Origin of the sequence: Flavobacterium sp. JAS, assembly GCF_020991455.1 — a bacterium.
Classification (GTDB): domain Bacteria; phylum Bacteroidota; class Bacteroidia; order Flavobacteriales; family Flavobacteriaceae; genus Flavobacterium.
The window spans coordinates 83,252-105,129 of the sequence record NZ_JAJMOX010000009.1 but is presented as its reverse complement, the minus strand read 5'-3'; the positions used below and the strand labels follow the sequence as shown (position 1 = coordinate 105,129).

The following is a 21,878-nucleotide window of genomic DNA, read 5'->3' as shown; positions in this document are numbered from 1 at the left end:
TAAAACGATGAAAAAAATATTTATATACTTAATGGTAGTTTCAGGACTATTGTTAACTTCTTGTTCAGAGTCTACTGATAATGTTTCAAAGGTAACGGCTTACGCAAACATGTCACTAAATGGAGATGCACTTGTTGTTTTAACTCAAGGAGAAACATATACAGAACAAGGTGCTAAAGCTGAAGCCGGTGGAAAAGTACTTGAGGTAAAAATTGACGGTACGGTAGACACAAGCAAACCTACTATGTACAAAATTAATTACTCTGCAACAAATAGTGATGGTTTTCCAGCTTACCTAACTCGTACAGTTGTTGTATTAAGCAACAAACCTAGCACAATAGATTTGACTGGAACTTTTCTTAGAAATGGTAACCCTAACACTGTAACAAAAATATCTGACAGAAAATACAAGTGTGACAATGCAACAGGTTATAACGTAGCTAAAGACTTTATAACTTTAGAATTCTACAATATAGATGACAAGCAAATTTACGCTCCTTTTCAAGAAAACACTTCTACATCAGGAATCTCTGCAGAAAGTAACATTGGAACCATTACTGACAAAAACAACTGGAAATGGGTAATTTATGCTTCAGCAGTCTTCGGTACAGCTGAGAGAATATTTAAACGATAATTTAAAAATATTAAGATGAAAAAATTAAAACAAAATATAGCACGCATACTTGTAGCGGTACTTGTAGCTACTTCATTTGCATCTTGTGATGAAGTTGGAGATACTGATCCAGGAGGAACGTCTGTTGAATCTATGGCTGGAGATTGGTACATCACTCTTACCGATACAAATGGTAAAGTTCAAGCAGCAAATGCTTTGCACTCTACGTACAACACGGCAGCAAACGACAATACAATGTGGATTGATGATGCAAAACATGGATATGCTATTAAATGTAAAGTAACTGTTGATGTTAAAGCTGGAACTTTTTCTGCGACCGATTCAGCAAACATATTAGACACAGGTACTGTAACAATTACAAATGGTAAAATAGAAAAAGGAGCTGCAACTAGTAAAGGTGGTCACAAAGTTGACAAAATCTCTTTTACAGCTCATTTTAGTTACGATCCAGCTGGATATGATATCAATTACGTAGGAGGAAAAAGAACTGGTTTCTTCGAAGATGAATACTAGAACTTAGATTCTACTATATTACAACTAAACCATCCCATTATTTGGGATGGTTTTTTTTTATAAACATTATACCTATATTTGCCTCATGGAAAAAGAACATCAAATATTTGGAATTAGAGCCATTATAGAAGCAATTCAAGCAGGAAAAGAAGTTGATAAAGTATTTATACAAAAAGAAATTTCTGGAGAATTAATGAAAGATTTAATGAAGGTCATGAAACGTGCCAACATTAATTTCTCATACGTACCTGTAGAAAAGCTAAATAGACTAACACCAAACAATCATCAAGGTGCCGTTGCGACAATCTCCCCTATTGGTTTTATCGAATTAGAACATTTGGTTGAATCAACAATTGAATCTGGTTCAAAACCATTATTTTTGATACTAGACCAGATTTCTGACGCCCGAAATTTTGGAGCCATTATTAGAACTGCTGAATGTACCGGAGTAAACGGAATTATTGTTCAAAAAGCAGGATCAGCACCTGTAAATGGAGATACAGTTAAAACATCAGCTGGTGCGGTTTTCAACGTTCCGATTTGTAAAGTTGAGCACATAAAAGACGCTATCTTCTATCTTCAAGGATCAGGAATAAAAACTGTTGCTGCAACTGAAAAAACAGATCAAAACATTTACGATATAGCATTAAACGAACCCGTAGCAATTATCATGGGATCAGAAGACAGAGGAATAAACCCATCTGTACTTAAAATTGTTGACGAAAAAGCAAAATTACCAATGTTCGGAACAATCGGATCTCTAAATGTTTCTGTAGCTTGTGGAGCATTTTTATACGAAGCTGTTCGCCAAAGAAGTTAAATAGTATTGAGAATTAAGATGACAAATAAATCTATTATGAATGTCTTCAAAATCTATTCTTAACATATTCTTTCATAAAATCTGTTGCTTGTTTGTAATTTTATTAATTACAAACTTAAGCTACGGACAAACTACAACATACGGACAATCCTGGAATGAAATTCAGTTTAATAGAACCATAAACGAAAAATGGTCTACCGAACTCGATCTCGGCTCCTCTTATAGCAGTACCGCAACTTCATCGAATATTTTTCAGCAAAACATTCAAAAATCATTTAGAGTATGGGGACATTACTATCTATCACCTCGATGGAAACTCTCAACTTTTGCTGCTTACTACGACAATAAAGATGTGCCAGAAATTGGCCAGTTTAAATCTCCTGAATGGAGATTTGCGTTACAAGGAATATACTACTTTCATAAGACCGGATATACTTTAAGCACCCGAATGAGAATGGAACTTCGTCATATAAGAAATGGCGAAGATGATTATGAAAATGTAGTAAGATATCGCCAACAGATAAAATATATAAAACCCATAAATAGTAAAATTTTACGAGAAGGAGTTATATATGCTGTTGCTTCAGATGAATTATATTTTAAATCCGGTACAAAGGTTACCGGTTTAAGTTTTTTTGACCGAAACAGATTTACTATTGGAGCGGGTTATTTATTTACTGATGATATTCAAGTAGAATTAGCGTACGCAAACGAATATTTACCAAGAGACAATGAGAATCAAATTGTAAATGCCGCTTCCTTCACAATTACGTTCAATAATCTTTTCAAAACTATTCAGAAAAAGTTATCTCATAATAACGATAATACAAAAACCGACGATTAACTTTTACTTTTCTTCTTTTATTTTTCTTCCTTCTTTAAGAAACAATTCAATTGCTCCTTTATGGCATCTTTATGCAATTTGAAATTATAACTACGAACAAACTCAGTTCCTTCCATATTAATTTCGGCCACTAATGCTTCAAACTTAGAAAATGACCCGATATCTTTATCATCAATCAAATAAAGAACCTGCATAATTGAATCATTATTTCTATACTGGGTATCATAATGTGTCAATTTGTATTCTTTATTATCAGCTAAATGAATAATCAAATCATCTTTTATTTTTTTTCCTTCGCTTTTAGCAGGAAATGGTGACGGCTGAAGAGCAACAAAATAATGCTCCTTATCTGTTACGATATTAATCTTTAATGATTTTGACTTTGTTACATAAAAATTAGCCGGTTCAAAATAGTACATCATTGTTCCATCAGCAAGAACTTTGTTTTTTACATCGCATTGTGCAACTGCATTTGAACCAGTTAAAACTACTAATAATAAAACCACTATAAAACTGCTCTTTTTCATAAAAAGAAGAATGAAATTAAAATTTCTTTATCAAAAATAGTCAATTATAATCAAACCAAATATTCGCTTTTATATTTTATCCTCTGATTCTCTTTTCGTTACCGTATAATTGACAGAAAAATTTGAATTGTAATATGTAGAAGCATCTTCTGGATCTTCTTCAGGAATTTCGGTATTAACAAAATTTCCATTTTCATCAAAGTGCCTCATAAAAGCATCATCTTCGGGATTAAAATCAGGCTTTTGCCATTCGTAAACTATAGGTTTTGCATACTCAGGTGTTTTATAAATCAAAGACATTGTAAAACCGGTTATAAAACCTGCTAAATGTCCCTCCCAGGAAATCGTTTTGTCTACATCCGGAAACACATACCAAATCATTCCTCCATAAAGTAAAATAACCGACAATGATAGTGCTACTAATCGATAATAACGAGTTTGAATTCCTTTGAAAAAAATAAAAGTTACTAAAACATAAATCAAGCCGCTTGCACCAATATGAAAATTTTCCCGACCAATAATCCATGTAATTAATCCCGAAAATAGAATACCATAAACAATAACACTTAAAGATTGCTTGGGATAAAAAAATTGTAATGCGGCCAACAAAACTAATAAAGGAATAGAGTTATTATATAAATGACCTAAATTTTCATGAATAAAAGGACTAAACAAAACGCCTTGTAATCCTGATAAATCTCTCGGGTAAATTCCGTTTTGATAAAAATCAAAATCAAACCGAATCTGAACCCAATAAACAATCCACAGAAAAAGAACAAAAAAAACGGGAAGACCAATAACAGCGGTTGTAAATTTAAAGTGATTGTCGTTCATGATTTTTGAAAATAAAGTTAAAAGAACAATATCAAAAAACTATCCAATTACAAGATACTGATAATTTGTCAGCTAAAGTCTCATCACCCTTTGTTATGATTTGTAACCCTTTAAAACTATAAAATTAAAATTGAAAATAGTAATTTTACAAAATGGAAGCACCTTTAGCCGAGCGTATTCGCCCACAGCAATTAGAAGATTACATCAGTCAAAGTCATTTGGTTGGTCCAAATGGTTCATTAACACAACAAATATCCAAAGGAATCATTCCTTCATTGATATTTTGGGGACCTCCGGGAACGGGAAAAACAACTTTGGCACAAATTATAGCACAAGAATCCAAACGTCCTTTTTACATCTTGAGTGCAATAAATTCAGGTGTTAAAGATATTCGAGATGTAATCGAAAAGGCAAAACAAAGCGGTGGATTATTTACGGCTAAAAACCCTATTTTGTTTATTGATGAGATTCACCGTTTTAGTAAATCACAACAAGATTCGCTTTTGGCTGCTGTCGAAAAAGGCTGGATCACACTTATTGGTGCAACGACTGAAAACCCAAGTTTTGAAGTTATTCCTGCATTATTGTCACGTTGTCAAGTTTATATCTTAAATGCTTTTACAAAAGCGGATTTAGAGTCTTTATTACATCGTGCAATGAAAACAGATACTTATCTGGCATCTAAAAACATAACACTAAAGGAAACTGAAGCTTTGCTCCGACTTTCTGGCGGAGATGGCCGAAAGCTATTGAACATTTTTGAACTTGTTGTAAATGCTTCTTCCGGAGATGAAATCGTTATTACTAACAATCGGGTTTTTGAATTAGTACAGCAAAATACTGTTTTGTATGACAAAAGTGGTGAACAACATTATGATATTGTTTCGGCATTTATAAAATCAATTCGCGGCAGTGATCCAAACGGAGCAGTTTATTGGTTAGCAAGAATGATTGAAGGCGGCGAAGATGTAAAGTTTATCGCCAGAAGAATGCTGATTTTATCAAGCGAGGATATCGGAAATGCAAATCCAACGGCTTTTATTATGGCCAATAATACGTTTCAGGCGGTAACAACAATTGGTTATCCTGAAAGCCGAATTATATTAAGTCAATGTGCTATTTATTTAGCAACTTCTCCTAAAAGTAATGCCTCTTACATGGCGATTGGAAATGCACAACAATTGGTTAAGCAAACTGGTGATTTGCCGGTACCAATTCATTTAAGAAATGCTCCAACCAAACTTATGAAAGAATTAGGTTATGGAGATGACTATAAATATTCGCATGATTATGCCAATAATTTTGCCGAACAGGAATTTTTACCTGACGCTATAAAAGAAACGGTTCTTTACAATCCGGGAAGCAATTCTAGAGAGAACAGCAACCGCGAATTTTTAAAGAACCGTTGGAAAGATAAATATGGTTATTAAAACCAGGTTTTATATTTAGAATTTCACTACAATTTTTTCTGAAACTAATTTGTCATTTTGATAAGATTCAAAATACCATTGACCATCTTCTTTCAAAATTAGCGAACCTTGAACATTATTTTTTATCGCGATAAACACATTGCTTTGTGAAGTTTTAAGCAACTTCATAACCACTTTTGGTGTTTTGTCGATCAATTGATAACCTGATTCTGTTGGTTGTGCGTACAATAAATTTGGGTCTTTAAGATCTGGTGATGGAGCAGCAGCAACGACAGCTGCCGTGGTAACCACTGAAGCTGCAGGACTAATAGAAGTCGCTTTTACAGTTGAAGCAACCGCTTTGCCACTATATTTATAATGCAATGCATTTATTGATTTAAAAGCGTCATCAAGACTTTCTCTATAAGCCGCTTCATAATCTTTTTCTTTACTCTTACCAACTTCTGATGTGTAAACTACTTTTCCGTAACAATCTTTAAACTCAACATAAAGCTTTGTTACTAAAAATCCATTATCTCTTTTTACATCAACATATAATAATTCACAACGATCAGTATAACCCGCAGGAAGTTGTTCATTTGCATAAAAAGCCTGAAAACCAGCTTTAAGCAAATTTGACTTAGTCATTGTAGACAATCTATATTGATTTTCAGTTTTAATGAAATCATATTTTAACGGTACAATCACCGCTTTGTAATCATTTACAGATTGCGAAAATCCAATAACGGAACAGAAAAGTGTAACCAACAAAAATTTAATTCTCATAATTATAAATATTTTTTAAGTTCTAATAAATGGTTTATTTGTTTGATATTCTGAGGAGCTTCAATTTTTTTATCATTAAAAAAAATAGCATCCAAACCGGCATTTAACGCTCCATTAACATCGGCATCCAGACAGTCTCCAATCATAATACTGTTTTCTTTTGAGGCCTGAGCCAAATTTACAGCATAATCAAAGATAATACTATTTGGTTTTTTAACCCCCGCTAACTCAGAATTTGTTATTGTATCGAAATAACCACCAAGAGCGGCATTATTTATCTTTTTATCCTGAACGGCAGCAAAACCGTTCGTGATAATATGCAGTTTATATTTAGGTTTTAAATAATCCAAAACTTCGATTGCTCCATCAAAAAGGTGATTATTATCGGTTAAGTATTCGATATAATCATTTGCAATCTGATTGATGCCTTCATCTGATATTTCATAATTTAAAGCATCAAAAGAAAGTTTCAATCTATTGTAACGCAATTCGACATGCGTAATTTCATCGTTTTGATATAATTTCCAGCAAGCCTGATTTATTGGAGCATATTTTTCAACAAAATCTGCTGTTTTGATTTCGGGATATTTATTTTTGAAAATACGATCGAAAGCCATTTCAGAATTTTTATCAAAATCCCAAAGTGTGTGATCCAAATCAAAAAAAATGTCGGTAATAGTGGTATTCATAAGCTATAAAATTCCTTCATCTACAAAACTATAATATTTTGTTTCAGTAATAATCAAATGATCCAAAACTTTAACATCTAAACTATCTCCAGCCAGCTTTATTTTTGTGGTAATTTGCTTATCGGCTTCACTCGGAATCAAACCACCTGAGGGATGATTATGACACAAAATCAAGCCTGTAGCTCCATTCTCGAGCGCCAATTTAAAAACGAGTCTCACATCAACTATTGTTCCGGAGATGCCGCCTTTACTTAATTGCGATTTTAAAATCACTTTATTAGAATTATTAAGAAAAAGCACCCAAAATTCTTCATGAGGCAGCTCGCCAATAATAGGCTGCATAATTTCAAAAACCATTTTGCTCGATGTAACTTTTAGGAGCTCGACAGTATCTTCTGCTCTGCGTCTTCGGCCTAATTCTAAAGCAGCAATAATTGCAATCGCCTTTGCCTCTCCTATTCCTTTAAAATTTATCAATTGAGAAATAGACATTTTCCCCAATGAATTAAGACTATCGGCACTAGCCAAAATTCGCTTACTTAAAGCAACCGCCGACTCCTTTCGGCTTCCGGAACCTATCAAAATAGCAATCAATTCAGCATTGCTTAAAGCTTCTTTTCCTTTTAGCATTAATTTTTCGCGAGGTCGGTCATCTTCAGACCAATTAGTTATAGGAAAATGAGTTGCTTCCATTTATTGTAGAGAATTAATGAATTTACTCATGCAAACACTATTCGACAAACCTACATAAGGCTCGTAGTTCTCTACAATACTAAAACCAACTTTTTGATACAAACTAATTGCCTCAATTTGTTTATAAAGTGTTTCTAAAACCATAATTTCAAAACCTTGATTTTTAGCCTCTTCTTCAAGTTCTTTTATAACCAATTGAGCCAATCCTAAACCTCTGGCTTCTGGCGAAACAAACATTCGTTTTAACTCTGCTGTATTCTCACTATACTTTTTAAAACAACCGCTGGCAACGGCTTTCCCGTCTAAATAAATAAGAACAACATTATCATTAAATTCGATCACATTATTACCCCAATAATCCTTTTTTAGTTCCGGATAGCGTTCCCACAAAAAAGTATCAAATATTTCGATGAGTTTTACAAAATCCGGATTCTCACTTGTTGTTCTCACAACCTCAATTCTTGAATTCATTTTACTATAATCTTAAAAAGCGAATATATTGAAAAATAAGAAAAATCACTCACAAATAAAAATTACTAATTTAAAATTAACTAATTTTAAAAACAAAACCGCTATCACACAAACTCATATCTCTATTATAATGAAATCTATATATACTTTAGCCGTCGTGTTCTTATTCTTTTCCTGCAATCAAAAGGAAAAAGCAATGATTTTAACCGAAAATTCTACGGCAATCTCAAACACTTTTGCAGATAAATTGTCAAATGCAGCACTATCTATAATTGATTCTTCAATTGATTATGATCCTGCTTATTTTTCAATAGAATATCCAAATGGAGATATTCCTAAAAATAAAGGAGTTTGTACCGATGTTATTATCCGTTCCTATCGAAAATTAGGTATCGATTTACAAAAAGAAGTTCATGAAGATATGATAGCAAATTTTTCAGCATATCCGAATTTACAAAAATGGGGAATGACAAAAACCGATACAAATATTGATCACAGGCGAGTTCCAAATCTGGAGATCTTCTTTGAAAGAAACGGAGAAAAATTATCCTTAACTCAAAATCCAAAAGATTACAAAACCGGAGAAATTGTAACCTGGATGATTAACCACAAATTACCTCACATAGGAATTATCACCAACAAAAAATCAAAAGACGGAAAACGAAATCTAATCGTTCACAACGTTGGCAACGGACAAGTTCTAGAAGATTGTCTTTTTAAATACAAGATTGTAGGGCATTATAAATATTGGGAATAAAATCAAATAAAATTCCAATTTAAACCCAAAAAAAAGTGCCAACTACAAAACTGCGTTGGCACATTATCAAATTATCTAATTGACTAATTAATCAACCCTTTTACTTCATCAAAGTTTAGTCCTCCATAATTTCCTGAACTCATCAATAATAAAGCTGAATTATCCAGATTTAAATTAAATAAATATTCTTTGAATTCGGCAGGATTGGTATAAATAATTAAATCTTTACGATTAAAAGCCGTTGCAATTTGCTCATAAGTCACTTCTTCTAATTGTTTAATTTTTACAGCGTCAGGAGAATAAAATACTACTGCAACGTCTGCATATTCAAGCGCGCCTTCGTATTCTTTTAAAAATTCGGCATTTAGACTGCTATAAGTATGCAATTCCAGACAAGCAACCAAAGTTCTGTTTGGATATTGTTCTTTTACCGCTTTTGTAGTTGCAGCCACTTTACTTGGCGAATGTGCAAAATCTTTATAAGCTACTTTCCCTTTTCCTTCGGCAATTTTTTCAAGACGTTTAGATGCCCCTTTAAAACTTGCAATAGCTTCGTAAAAATCGGCTTCGTCAACGCCCATGTTTTGGCAAATCCATTTGGCTCCAGCCAAATTATTCAAATTATGCGCACCAAAAACTTCGATTGGCATATCGCCTTCTGGAGTTTTCAATAACGTTACACCATCACTAACGGTATATTCGGGAGTAGAATATGCCAATTTGCGAATTGGATTCGTAGCAGCTTCGGCAACACGTTTTACTTCAGAATCATCTTCATTATAAACTAAGATTCCGCCATTTGTAATTTTTGCAATAAAAATCTCAAATTGCTCTACATAGTTTTCATACGTTGGAAAAACATTTATATGATCCCAGGCAATTCCGGAAATCAAAGCAATATTAGGCTGATATAAATGAAACTTTGGACGTCTGTCGATAGGAGAAGATAAATATTCATCACCTTCCAAAACCATAAAATCATTTTCTTCAGTAAGATGCACCATAGTATCAAAACCTTCTAACTGTGCCCCTACCATATAATCGACTTCGATATTGTGATAATGCATTACGTGCAAAATCATCGAAGTAATTGTAGTTTTTCCGTGAGAACCACCAATTACAACGCGTGTTTTGTTTTTAGATTGTTCGTATAAAAATTCCGGATACGAATATATTTTCAAACCCAATTCCTGTGCTTTCAACAACTCCGGATTATCTGCTTTGGCATGCATTCCAAGAATTATCGCATCAATATTGGCAGTAATTTTTTCAGGAAACCAACCTAATTCAGCCGGTAAAATTCCTTTTTTCTCTAATCTTGATTTTGATGGCTCAAAAATAGCATCATCACTACCCGTAACCTGATATCCTTTGTTATGTAATGCTAATGCTAAGTTGTGCATAGCGCTCCCGCCTATTGCGATGAAATGTGTTCTCATTTAAATTCCAATTTTTTAAATTGCTTCGCCTGTTCGCAAATGCTCGAGTTCAAATTCCAATTTTTGTTGGAATCCAATTTTGAAATCGATATTACGCTTCAAACTTTCTTTTTAATTCTTGTGCCTTTTTAGGGTCTTTTAATTTATTCAAATATAAATTATATAATTTTTGAAATGTGACTTTTGATTTACCAATTTCATTCGCTTTTATATAATTTTTTTCTGCCGATGTATATCTTTTAAAATACTCATCAATTCTTCCTCTCGACAAATATCCGTCTACAGGCGAAAATTGTGCTAATTCATTCGAATATGAAATTGCCTTCGATTCGCTGCCTCCTAAAATACCAGGCAATTGTAAATATATTTCGATCAAAGCCCATCTCGCCTGAACATGTTTCGGATTCAAAGCAATTGCTTTTTCAAATGCTTCTTTCATATCGTCAACCATCGTAAAAGCCTTTATTTTATTGACTTCCATCGCTCTCATGGCTAAACAGCCTCCATATTTAAAAAAATAATCAGCTTCAGTAGGTTTCAATTCTTTTAGTTTCTTGTAATATTCAGCTCCTTTAACCCATGATTTTTGATGCGCTTCAATCTCACCTAAATATTCGAGAGTTTTAATATCTGAAGGTTTTGTTTTTAAAATACCTTCAAAAACAATTTGCGCTTCATCATATTTTTTTGCTTGAAACAATTTTTCTCCTTTTTCAAAATTAGATTGTGACCATCCTAAAATGGGCATTAACAAAAAAAAGAATAGTAGCTTTTTCATGTTTCAAAAATAAGGAAATATAAAATGTATCATTTGCTTTTAGAGATAAATTAGTAATTTGTACGGAATTATTTTACAACGTTCCCAACCTTTATTCCAAAACCGCACTCTATATACCAAAACTGACTTATGAAAAATATCTTATTTGTTCTCCTTTTGTTCACAACAGCTTTATTTGCGCAACAAAATGATAAAAAATGGACTAAAGTTACCTCTTACGAAAATGAAGGTAAAATAAAATCTGCAAGCAAAATTGTTGATCAAATCTACAAGAAAGCCGTCTCGAAAAAAGATGAAGTTCAAATGATAAAATGTTTTTTTTATCATTCTAAGTATCTTCAGGTAGTTGATGAAAATGCAAAAGCTAAAATCTTAAGCAATCTTAAAACTGATATTAGTAGAGTTTCAATTCCATCAAAAGCTATTTTGAATTTAGTTTATGCAAAATGCTTAAATAATTATTCTAATTATGATTATGCTGTCGCGGTTGTTGACAGTGCAGTAGCAGTTGTAGACGAAGCTGCGTATGCCGTGGCTGATAGTGTTGAAGTTCCTTCAGCTCTAGATTATCATACTACTTCAACTGAATTTACATCTGAAAAGGAAGTCCTTGCAGTTCTCGAAAAAACATTAGAAAACGAGTCAATTCTAAAAACTACTCCCCTCACCAATTATCAGGCTATCTTTGATTTTTTGTCTTTAGAAAAACTAAAAAACGAAAACTTATATGATTATCTGCTCAAAGAAAATATCGAGTTTTTCACCGAAAAGATCAAAAGATGGCAAATTGAAAATAGTGAAATAGCAGTATATAAAAACGAACTTTTAGGAAATTCAGAAGCATTTTTAAAACTTGACTTAAATATTATAAAAGAAGAAAATCTCAAAAGAGTTCTTTCTCTATATCAAAAGGTAGAATTAAGTAATCCTTCTCCAGAAAATCAATTTAACCGTATTATATTTTGCAGTGAACTTCTGCCCGAACCTACTGATGATTTAACGAAGTATTTAAATGAACTTCAACAACATTCTAACGACTCAATTCTTACACAAAAAATATTATTAAAAAAAGCTGAAATCTTAATGAATCAGGCTTCAAAAGAATTGCATCCGGACTACAATATTGAAGCACTAAAAATATTTAATAACATTCTAAAAACTGACAATCAATCAAATACTGCAAAAACAGCTTTACAACAAAAGCATCAGATAATTTCGAAATCATTATCAGTTCAACTTCAAAAATACAATTATAACAATGAGAATACCAGAGCTTTTATTAACTACAAAAATGTAGATCATTTAACGGTTTCCTTCTTTAAAATTAATCAAAAGCAAATATCCAATTTTATAAAATCATACAACGAAAGAGATAGTTTAGCTAATATAATTATCAAAAACCAAAATAAAATTGCAACCAAAGAATATCGTCTTCAAAACAAAAAAGATTACTTTGAATACAGTACAGAAATTGTATTACCACAATTAGAAACAGGAAGCTATTTAGTTTATTTTGAAAGTGATTCAGACTCAAAAGATAAAAAAGCATTTGCTTTTGAAACGATTACAATATCAAACATTAGTGTTTTAGCATCTCAGCAAAACAAAAAAGAGATTTTTCAGGTTCTGGATCGCAAAACGGGTAAACCACTTGAAAACGTTACTATAAAATCTACCAATTTTAATATTAAAACAGATTCAAACGGAAATGCTACTTACAATGGAGAAAATTACAATCATTCTAACAATCCAATTGAATTTTCAACACAAAATGACACAATTTTAATTAGCAAAAGTTACATCCGTTACAGCCAGGAATTTGTTGACAATCAAAATGACGATAAAGACGGAAAAGTTCAATTTTACTTAGACAGAGCAATTTATCGTCCGGGACAGACTGTTTATTACAAAGGAATTGCGATTCAAAAACAAAAAAACAAAACCAGCATAGTTGCAAATACTACTTTCAAAATTACTATTAAAGATGTTAATTATCAGGTTTTTAAAGAACTTGAAGTTACAACAAATGAATTTGGTTCATTTTCAGGAGAGTTTATTTTACCTAAAAATGCTTTAACTGGCAGCTTCAACATTTACACAGCAAAACCTGACGATTATACAAAAAATGATGCTCACTTCAAGGATAAAGATCAGCCTAATGCATCATTTTGGGGCAATGTGAAATTTGAAAATTCTACAACTTATTTTAATGTTGAAGAATACAAACGTCCAAAATTCAAAGTAGATTTTGATTCTAAAAAAGAAAGCTTTCAAGTAAATAAGTCGATTAATGTAAAAGGAACTGCAACAGCATCTGCAGGAAGCAATATTTCTGATGCAAAAGTGACTTATACGGTTAATCGATTTACAAGTTATTTTAGAAATTATTACGGACAAGAACAAAACGAAACTATAGCAATAGGCGAAACTAAAACGGACGCCTCAGGAAAATTTGTAATTGAATTTATTGCCGAACCTTCAAAAAACGCAATAAAAGAACAATTGCCTGTTTTTAATTACAGAATAACTGCCAATGTTACTGATATTAACGGAGAAACCCATACCACAGAAACCATCGTAAAAGTAGGCTACCATGATTTAATTATCAACGCAAGCATTTCGAGTCGTATTGAAACTAAAAACAAAAATGAAATCACACTTACAAGTACCAACTTAAATGGTGAATTTTTAGCCGCAAAAGGCGAAATTAAACTGTATTTCGTAAGCCCGTTTTCTAATAAATTCAAAGAACAAGTTTGGCCAAAACCTGAAATCGAAACCATTTCGGCATCAGATTTTGAAAGATTATTTCCTTATGAAATCCGCGAAATTAAAACGGATAAAACAAATGAAGTTTTATTATTTACAAAGAAAATAGACACACAAAAAGACAAAAAAATAGCACTTGATTTTATTTCAAATTATAAATCCGGGAATTATAAAATTGTTTTTTCTGCAAAAGATACTTTTAATAATCCGATAGAATCGGTTTCCACATTTGAAATTAAACAAAGTAAGGATAAATTTAATCCGAGTAAATTATTTACTGCAGAACAAATTAATACCGATCCTAAAAAAGATGGTTTTGTTGAAGTCAAACTATCTTCTGTAATTCCGGATTTATATATTGCTACAAGAGGAAACTACGAAAATCAAAAATACTTCGAAGACACCTATCACTTGCAAAACAATGAAGTAACAATAAAAATTCCATTAAAAAATGAATTCGAAAAATCGATACGTATAGCTTTCGAAAGTATTTTCGAGAATGAAATTTTTTATAAAGAAATAGACGTTCCACTAAAAATTGAAGAAGTAAAATTAGACTGGATTGTTGAAAGTTTCAGAAGCAAAATTGAGCCAGGAATTAATGAGAAATGGTCTTTTAAATTAAATTCACTCAATACTAAAAGCGAAGCAGAAATAGTAGCATCAATGTATGATAGTTCTTTAGATCAATTTGCAAAAATAGACTGGACCAATCTAAGTTTTAATCGATATGGCTATAATTCTGCCAATTTTAGATCTAGCCTTGGTTTTGATAAAGTATATTCCTCTTTAGAAAATCTGAATGAAGTTCTGCCCTTAGATAAATTTCGTAAAGAAGAAACACAATTAAACTGGTTTGGTTTTGACTTTTACAATAGTCGATATGGTGATTCTCTTAACTACTCTATAACCGAAATTAAGGATAAAAAAGTAGGTAACGAAATGATAAAAGGAGATCCTGATGCTGTTTTAACGGTTGAAGCTGTTGGTAACGGATTTGCAACTCCAGTAATTGAGGAAGATAACCAAGTTTACAATACTGCAGGAGTAGAGGGAGCTTTAGCAGGAAGTGCTCCGGGAATTAAAATAAGAGGAGCAGCCAAGCTAAGCGGACAAAACCTTCTATATATTGTAGATGGAGAAATTACTGAACAAGATATTGCAGAAAATATAAATCCAGCAGATATTCTATCAATGGAAGCAATAAAAGGAGATAAAGCCGCAGCACTTTACGGAAGCAAAGGCGCAAACGGAGCAATAATAATCACAACCAAAAAAGCCTTAGAAGCCTTAACTCAAGTAAAATCCAGAAAAAATCTCTCTGAAACCGCATTCTTTTTACCAAATTTAAGAACTGATGCAAACGGAAAAGTAAGTTTCAACTTTACATCTCCCGAAGCTTTAACGGCTTGGAAACTTCGTTTATTGGCACATAATAAAGATGCTGTTTCCGGTTATTTGGAGAAAAGTGTTGTGACTCAAAAAGAGTTAATGCTTTTACCGAATTTCCCCCGTTTCCTTAGAGAAAAAGATACAATTGTTATATCTGCTAAAATTTCGAATATTACAGATAAAGCTAAAAACGGAATTGCCATTTTACAGTTTTTTGATGCTGCAACCATGCAGCCAATTGATGCAAAAATGCTGAATGCAAAAAATGTTCGCAACTTTACTGTTGGCGCTTTTGGCAATACAACAGCAACTTGGACCATTTCGATTCCGGAAGGTTTGCAAGGCGTGCAATATAAGATCTTAGCCAAATCAGATGATTTCTCTGATGGAGAAGAAAATATTCTTCCGGTTTTAACGAACAATATGTTGGTTACAGAAAGCATTCCGGTTTGGGTTCGTGAGAATTCGACTAAAGAATATACGTTTGAGAATTTAAAAAACAATACTTCAACGACTTTAAAAAATCATCAGCTTACATTTGAATACACATCAAATCCTTCGTGGATTGCGATTCAGTCTTTGCCTTATTTAATGGAATATGAACACGAATGTGCCGAACAAACTTTTGCTCGTTTTTATGCAAATGCTTTGGCTTCAGAAATAATTTCGAGTAATCCGAAAATTGCAAATGTTTTTGAGAATTGGAGAAAAAATGGAAAACTGAATTCTAAACTAGAAGAAAACGAAGAATTAAAATCGATCATTCTGGCAGAAACGCCTTGGCTAAATGACGCTCAAAGCGAAGATGAAAAGAAAAAGAATCTGGCACTTTTATTTGATTTAGAGAAAATGAAAACTTCGCAAGAAGCTACTTTCGAAAAATTAAAACAAAAGCAAAAACCATCAGGAGGATTTTCATGGTTTGACGGAAATGACGAAAGCGAATATATTACCAGACATATTCTGGCTGGTTTAGGTCATTTGTCCAAACTAAATAAAACAAAAGAGAGTGATGAAAAAATTGATGCTATCGCCAAAAACGGAATTCCATTTCTGGACAATAAATTCATGGAATATTATAAAGGTCGAACAAAAAACCTAAAAGCAACTGATAAAATAATCTGGATCAATCCGTATTCTGATTTGCATTATTTATATACCAGAAGTTTTTATTTAGACAAATACCCACTTTCAGATACGTTGAAAAAAGCAACAAAATTGTATTTACAAACAGCCAAAAAAGATTGGTTAAACTATTCTATTTACGAAAAAGGATTAGCCGCCTTGACTTTAAATCGTTTTGGTGAAAGTGAAACAGCCAAGAAAATCATCGAAAGTCTAAAAGAAACTTCATCAAACAATGAAGATTGGGGAATGTACTGGATTTCCAACAAAGCAGGTTGGTATTGGTATCAGGCGCCTATAGAAACTCAGGCTTTATTAATTGAGGCTTTCGCCGAAGTAAATCACGACACCAAATTTGTAGATGCAATGAAAGTTTGGTTGTTAAAAAATAAGCAAACCAAAAACTGGCCAACCACAAAAGCAACTACTGAAGCAATTTATGCTTTATTAATACAAGGAACCGATTGGCTATCTGTAAAAGACAATACTGTCATTAAAATTGGAGACGAAAAAATCCTGACGAAAAAATTATCCGAAAACGAAAAAGAAGCTGAAACCGGATATATCAAACTCAACTGGAAAGCCAATGAAGTTAAAAAAGAAATGGCTTCAATAAGCATTCAAAACAAATCTAAAGTTCCCGGTTTTGGAGGTGTTTATTGGCAATATTTTGAAGATTTAGATAAAATCAAAACCAATTCGGGAGCGGTTTTATCAGTTTCTAAAGAATTATATCTGAAGAAGAATTCATTAAAAGGAGATCAATTAGAAAAAATCACAACTAAAAACCCATTAAAAACCGGAGATTTAGTTACCGTAAGATTGATTATCAAATCTAAAGAAGATATGGAATTTGTTCATCTAAAAGACATGAGAGCTTCCTGCTTTGAACCTGTAAATGTACTTTCAGAATATCAATATAAAGATCGTTTAGGATATTATAGGAGTACAAAAGATGCAGCAACTCATTTCTTTTTCGACCGTATCAACAAAGGAACTTATGTTTTAGAATATGATATTCGCGTAAACAACAGCGGAGAATTTTCGAACGGAATTACAACAATTGAAAGTATGTATGCTCCAGAGTTTGCAAGTCATACCAAAGGAATTCGAGTAAAAGTGAATTAAAATTCCGAAAAAAATCGCCACGAATTCACGAATTAATTAAAATAAAAATTCGTGAATTGCTTCTTCTGTTCGCTATCGCTCGGGTTGTGGTGAAAAAAAATGCCATAAAAAAACCCGACAAGTTTCAATAACTTGTCGGGTTTACTTTTAGAATAAAATCAGATTATTTTATAATCGTCATTTCATCAACAATATTTTTAGCTCCAGCGTATTTGTCAATAATCCAAAGTACGTAACGAATATCTACGTTGATTGTTCTTTGTAATTTAGGATCAAAAATAACATCTCCCGCCATTGCTTCGATGTTTCCGTCAAAAGCAATTCCAATTAATTCACCTTTTCCGTTTAAAACCGGAGAACCAGAATTTCCTCCAGTAATATCATTATCAGTTAAAAAGTTTACTGGCATGTAACCTGCTTTATCAGCATATTGACCAAAGTCTTTTGCTTTGTTTAATTCTAATAAACGTTTTGGTAAATCAAATTCCTGATCTCCTGCTTTATACTTTTTCACCATACTTTCCATGGTTGTATAATTGTTTACTTTAGCATCATTGCGTGGATCTGCAGGCAAAGCACGAACTTTTCCGTAAGTTAATCTCAAAGTAGAGTTAGCATCCGGATATTGAATTGCGTTTAATTTTGATTCTCTTAAACCTTCAACCAGTTTGCGGTAAGCAATTGCAAAACCATCATCGGCTTTTGCCTGATCATCAGTTTTAGCACGGTATTTTGTCAACAAATCATTAGAGATAATGTACAAAGGATCGTGTACAATTGCCAATGGTTTTGGATCAGCCATAAATGCCAATACTTTATCTTTAGAAGTAAAATAACTTATTTCAGTAGCTTTTGCAACATCAGCAGTAAAATCACCTTTATTCTCTGATTTCATTTTAGCAATTTGTGGAGCTAAACCATATTCAGCAGCTTTAGAAGCATATAAATTCAATTGAGCCGTTAACACATCTTTTTCAAGCGGTGCATAAAATTCACCATAAATGTTATCGATCATTGCGTTAATCTTAGGTAACATTTCTGCTTTTTTAGCATCATTCTCGTTATAGTAAGCGATCAATGCATTTCCTAAATTTGCTGGCCCTGCTCCATAACTTGAAGTACGTATAAGTTGTGTTAAGTAATTATCATGAGTCGCTTTTAAGTTTGTTTCTCTGTAATAATCATTAATAGTTGGAATTACATTTTCGTACTTTTCTTTATTAGCCGGTTTAGCTGCCCACTCGTAGAACTTATCTTCTTGCTCACTTTTTGTAGCTGCAGTTCCTGCTTTTGTTAAAGCATCGATCATACCTTGACGGTTTTTCCAGTAATTTGCTGTCGAAGCATATTTAGATGCATATTGCAAACGAACTGTTGCATCTTTATCCATATACTTTTTCATTTGGTCCATTCCGGTTTTAGCACCTTCAACCCAAGCAGGATAAGCAAACTTAACGTTTTGCTCGATTCCACCAGCTGGCATCCAACGGTTTGTTCTTCCCGGATATCCTAAAATCATAGCAAAATCGTTCTCTTTTACACCTTTAATACTTATTGGTAAGTAATGTTTAGGCTGTAAAGGCACATTGTCTTTAGAGTAAGCCGCAGGATTTCCGTCTTTATCAGCATAAACTCTAAACATAGAGAAATCTCCTGTTTGACGAGGCCACTCCCAGTTATCAGTGTCTCCACCAAATTTACCAACACTTTCCGGAGGCGTTCCAACTAAACGAACGTCTGTGTAATCTTGGTAAACGAAATAGTAATATTCATTTCCCTGAAAGAAAGGACGAACAGAAACAGTGTATTTTCCACCTTCATTGTTCTCTTTTTCGATCAAAGCAATTTCTTGCTGAATCACTTTATTTCTTTCTGTTTCTGTCATTTTATCATTTACTTTTGATAAAATTCTTTTAGAAACATCATCCATACGAACAAAGAAACGAACGTATAAAGATTTTGGTTTCATTTCGGCACTTCTTTCTTTTGCCCAAAAACCATCTTTCAAATAATTTTGTTCAGCTGTCGAAAGTTCAGCGATTGCATTATATCCACAGTGATGATTTGTCAAAACCAATCCATTTTTAGAAACGATTTCTGCAGTACATCCTCCATTAAACTGTACAACAGCATCTTTCAAACTATGGTGATTAATACTGTAAATTTCTTCGGCTGTTAATTGCAAGCCCATTTTTTCCATATCTCTATGGTTCAATCTCTCGATAAACATCAAGAACCACATTCCTTCATCTGCTTTTACCGGAAAAGCCATTAGGCACATGGTCAAGAATAAAACTATTTTTTTCATGTTATTTTGTTTAAGTGATGCGAATATAACTCATTTTCGCAACAAAAAATAGCACATATCGCCAAAACCAAAAGATACCGGATAAATTTTAAGACAATTTTACGAAATTCACAATTTCAAAAAGAGAAAAATATCTTCTTTTCTTTCAGTTCTTCTTCTACGAAACTCTTAAAATTTAAAATAAAAACAGTTAAAGCTTATTAATTCAATGTCTTAATTGTAAAAATTTACTTTCAATAATAAAAAATTAAAATAAATTATTTCTTACAAATTTTAATTCCATAAGTTTGCTATCAATTATTTAATTAAAATGAAAAAATTATTATTAGCTGTTGCATTATTAATTGCAACAATCACAAATGCTCAAAAAGGGTCAATCTTGTTAGGTGGAAATGTTGGGTTTGCCTCAGAAAAAATTGGAGATGCTAAATCAACTAATTTTGAATTTTCTCCAAAAGTAGGATATCAATTTGCAGATCACTGGACAGCAGGTGTTCAAGGAACTATCGCTACTCTTGACGTTAAAGGATCTGAAAAAACCGAAAATTACAAAATTGGAGGTTTTGTACGTTACTCAACTGCACTTTCTGAAACATTCTCATTTTATACAGATTTGGGAGCGGGTTACCAAAATACTTCTTTAAATAATGCAAAAGGAATGTATGCAAGTCTTACTCCGGCTTTATTTATTAATATGAAAAGAGGCTTTGGCTTAAACTTCTCTATTGGTGGCGTAAATTATGACAATCTTGATGGCAAAAATGACCCAAGACAAGAACGTATTGGTTTTGACTTTGGAAAGACTTTCAATGTTGGAATCTCTAAAAATTTCGGACTTTAGTTTTCTAACTAAAATTCATCTGAAATAAATTTGTTTTTTTCGTTTAAAAACAAAAAACCCGACAACTCACATTGTCGGGTTTTATATTTTTAAAACATCTTATTTACTCGTTAAGCATTTTCCAAAGTTTATCTTTCAAGTCAGTCAAACCTTGTTGAGCAACAGAAGAAATAAACATATAAGGAATATCCTTGAAAGCAACATCAAGTTCTACTTTCAATTCCGCTTTAAGTTCGTCGTCCAGCATATCACATTTTGAGATTACCAAAAGACGTTCTTTATCTAACATTTCAGGATTGTACTTGGTTAATTCATTTACCAAAATATCATATTCGCCTTTAATATCCGGCGTATCAACAGGAACTAAAAACAACAATGTTGAGTTACGCTCGATATGACGCAAAAAATAATGTCCTAAACCTTTTCCTTCGGCAGCACCTTCAATAATCCCAGGAATATCAGCAATTACAAACGATTGATAATCTCTGTAAGCTACAATTCCTAAGTTTGGTTTTAGGGTTGTAAAAGGATAATCGGCAATTTTTGGTTTTGCTGAAGTCAATACAGACAGTAACGTTGATTTTCCTGCATTTGGGAAACCTACTAATCCAACATCTGCTAAAACTTTAAGTTCCAGAATCACGTCCATCTCAACTCCCGGTAAACCTGGTTGTGCATAACGTGGTGTTTGATTTGTTGAACTTCTAAAGTGCCAGTTTCCTAAACCACCTTTTCCACCTTTAGAAAGAATTCTTTTTTCACCATCTTCGGTAATTTCGAATAAAGTTTCTCCGGTTTCTTTGTCTTTTACAACAGTTCCTAAAGGCACTTCGATAAATTTATCATCTCCGTCAGCACCAGTACTACGGTCTCCTCCTCCATCTCCACCGTGACCAGCTTTGATATGTCGGGCAAATTTTAAATGAAACAGTGTCCAAAGTCCTTTATTTCCAACTAAATACACGTGTCCTCCTCGACCACCATCACCTCCGTCAGGGCCTCCTTTTTCAATAAATTTCTCTCTATGTAAATGCGTAGATCCTTTTCCTCCCTTTCCGGATGAAACATATATCTTAACATAATCTACAAAATTTCCTTCTGTCATTTTTCCTTGTTTATAT

The 21,878-nt window shown here is 32.8% G+C and carries 18 protein-coding genes; 8 read left to right on the top strand and 10 right to left on the bottom strand.

The window, feature by feature from the left end; translation table 11 throughout:
- The first annotated feature begins 31 nt into the window (after nucleotides 1-31).
- The 4 genes from LPB88_RS14720 to LPB88_RS14705 all read left to right on the top strand — a co-directional run bounded on the left by LPB88_RS14720 (nucleotide 32) and on the right by LPB88_RS14705 (nucleotide 2,811).
- Nucleotides 32-634, top strand: coding sequence for an immunoglobulin-like domain-containing protein (locus LPB88_RS14720; protein ID WP_230716449.1), 603 nt, complete (start codon nucleotides 32-34; stop codon nucleotides 632-634).
- A 15-nt stretch (nucleotides 635-649) separates the two neighbouring features.
- Complete coding sequence (locus LPB88_RS14715) at nucleotides 650-1,147, top strand: lipid-binding protein (RefSeq protein ID WP_230716448.1); 498 nt, start codon at nucleotides 650-652, stop codon at nucleotides 1,145-1,147.
- Nucleotides 1,148-1,232: 85 nt separating this feature from the next.
- Nucleotides 1,233-1,967: a 23S rRNA (guanosine(2251)-2'-O)-methyltransferase RlmB gene (rlmB, locus tag LPB88_RS14710; protein WP_230716447.1), complete on the top strand. Its 735-nt coding sequence runs from the start codon at nucleotides 1,233-1,235 to the stop codon at nucleotides 1,965-1,967.
- A gap of 88 nt (nucleotides 1,968-2,055) precedes the next feature.
- Complete coding sequence (locus LPB88_RS14705) at nucleotides 2,056-2,811, top strand: DUF2490 domain-containing protein (RefSeq protein WP_230716446.1); 756 nt, start codon at nucleotides 2,056-2,058, stop codon at nucleotides 2,809-2,811.
- A 17-nt stretch (nucleotides 2,812-2,828) separates the two neighbouring features.
- Here LPB88_RS14705 and LPB88_RS14700 read toward each other — a convergent pair whose 3' ends face one another.
- On the bottom strand, nucleotides 2,829-3,338 hold the full coding sequence (locus LPB88_RS14700; protein ID WP_230716445.1) for a hypothetical protein: 510 nt from the start codon (nucleotides 3,336-3,338) through the stop codon (nucleotides 2,829-2,831).
- Nucleotides 3,339-3,407: 69 nt separating this feature from the next.
- Nucleotides 3,408-4,172, bottom strand: coding sequence for a rhomboid family intramembrane serine protease (locus LPB88_RS14695; RefSeq protein WP_230716444.1), 765 nt, complete (start codon nucleotides 4,170-4,172; stop codon nucleotides 3,408-3,410).
- Between the two features lie 152 nt (nucleotides 4,173-4,324).
- On the opposite strand from LPB88_RS14695, the gene LPB88_RS14690 reads away from it, so the two are divergent.
- On the top strand, nucleotides 4,325-5,602 hold the full coding sequence (locus LPB88_RS14690; RefSeq protein ID WP_230716443.1) for a replication-associated recombination protein A: 1,278 nt from the start codon (nucleotides 4,325-4,327) through the stop codon (nucleotides 5,600-5,602).
- 15 nt (nucleotides 5,603-5,617) lie between these two features.
- Here the strand turns inward: LPB88_RS14690 and LPB88_RS14685 are convergent, their stop codons facing one another.
- The 4 genes from LPB88_RS14685 to LPB88_RS14670 are packed head-to-tail and all read right to left on the bottom strand — an operon-like array spanning nucleotide 5,618 to nucleotide 8,220.
- Nucleotides 5,618-6,367 (bottom strand): hypothetical protein, encoded by a 750-nt coding sequence (locus LPB88_RS14685; RefSeq protein ID WP_230716442.1) that lies wholly within the window; start codon nucleotides 6,365-6,367, stop codon nucleotides 5,618-5,620.
- 2 nt (nucleotides 6,368-6,369) lie between these two features.
- Nucleotides 6,370-7,056: a YjjG family noncanonical pyrimidine nucleotidase gene (locus tag LPB88_RS14680; protein ID WP_230716441.1), complete on the bottom strand. Its 687-nt coding sequence runs from the start codon at nucleotides 7,054-7,056 to the stop codon at nucleotides 6,370-6,372.
- 3 nt (nucleotides 7,057-7,059) lie between these two features.
- Entirely contained in the window at nucleotides 7,060-7,749 is a 690-nt protein-coding gene (gene radC / locus LPB88_RS14675; RefSeq protein ID WP_230716440.1) for a DNA repair protein RadC, read from the bottom strand.
- Entirely contained in the window at nucleotides 7,750-8,220 is a 471-nt protein-coding gene (locus tag LPB88_RS14670) for a GNAT family N-acetyltransferase (RefSeq protein WP_230716439.1), read from the bottom strand.
- A 130-nt stretch (nucleotides 8,221-8,350) separates the two neighbouring features.
- Between LPB88_RS14670 and LPB88_RS14665 the strand changes: the two genes are divergently transcribed.
- A complete protein-coding gene (locus tag LPB88_RS14665; RefSeq protein WP_230716438.1) occupies nucleotides 8,351-8,977 on the top strand; it encodes a DUF1287 domain-containing protein in 627 nt (208 codons plus the stop codon).
- An 83-nt stretch (nucleotides 8,978-9,060) separates the two neighbouring features.
- On the opposite strand, the gene murC is transcribed toward LPB88_RS14665, so the two are convergent.
- Complete coding sequence (murC, locus tag LPB88_RS14660; protein WP_230716437.1) at nucleotides 9,061-10,416, bottom strand: UDP-N-acetylmuramate--L-alanine ligase; 1,356 nt, start codon at nucleotides 10,414-10,416, stop codon at nucleotides 9,061-9,063.
- Between the two features lie 91 nt (nucleotides 10,417-10,507).
- Complete coding sequence (locus LPB88_RS14655; protein WP_230716436.1) at nucleotides 10,508-11,194, bottom strand: lipopolysaccharide assembly protein LapB; 687 nt, start codon at nucleotides 11,192-11,194, stop codon at nucleotides 10,508-10,510.
- 129 nt (nucleotides 11,195-11,323) lie between these two features.
- On the opposite strand from LPB88_RS14655, the gene LPB88_RS14650 reads away from it, so the two are divergent.
- The gene (locus LPB88_RS14650; RefSeq protein WP_230716435.1) at nucleotides 11,324-17,608 is read left to right on the top strand and encodes an alpha-2-macroglobulin; all 6,285 of its coding nucleotides are present in this window, start codon (nucleotides 11,324-11,326) and stop codon (nucleotides 17,606-17,608) included.
- 163 nt (nucleotides 17,609-17,771) lie between these two features.
- Here LPB88_RS14650 and LPB88_RS14645 read toward each other — a convergent pair whose 3' ends face one another.
- Nucleotides 17,772-19,916, bottom strand: a complete 2,145-nt coding sequence (locus tag LPB88_RS14645; protein ID WP_230716434.1) for a S46 family peptidase — start codon at nucleotides 19,914-19,916, stop codon at nucleotides 17,772-17,774.
- Between the two features lie 310 nt (nucleotides 19,917-20,226).
- On the opposite strand from LPB88_RS14645, the gene LPB88_RS14640 reads away from it, so the two are divergent.
- Nucleotides 20,227-20,757, top strand: a complete 531-nt coding sequence (locus LPB88_RS14640) for a porin family protein (RefSeq protein ID WP_230716433.1) — start codon at nucleotides 20,227-20,229, stop codon at nucleotides 20,755-20,757.
- A gap of 103 nt (nucleotides 20,758-20,860) precedes the next feature.
- On the opposite strand, the gene obgE is transcribed toward LPB88_RS14640, so the two are convergent.
- Entirely contained in the window at nucleotides 20,861-21,862 is a 1,002-nt protein-coding gene (gene obgE / locus LPB88_RS14635) for a GTPase ObgE (RefSeq protein WP_230716432.1), read from the bottom strand.
- Nucleotides 21,863-21,878 lie beyond the last annotated feature (16 nt).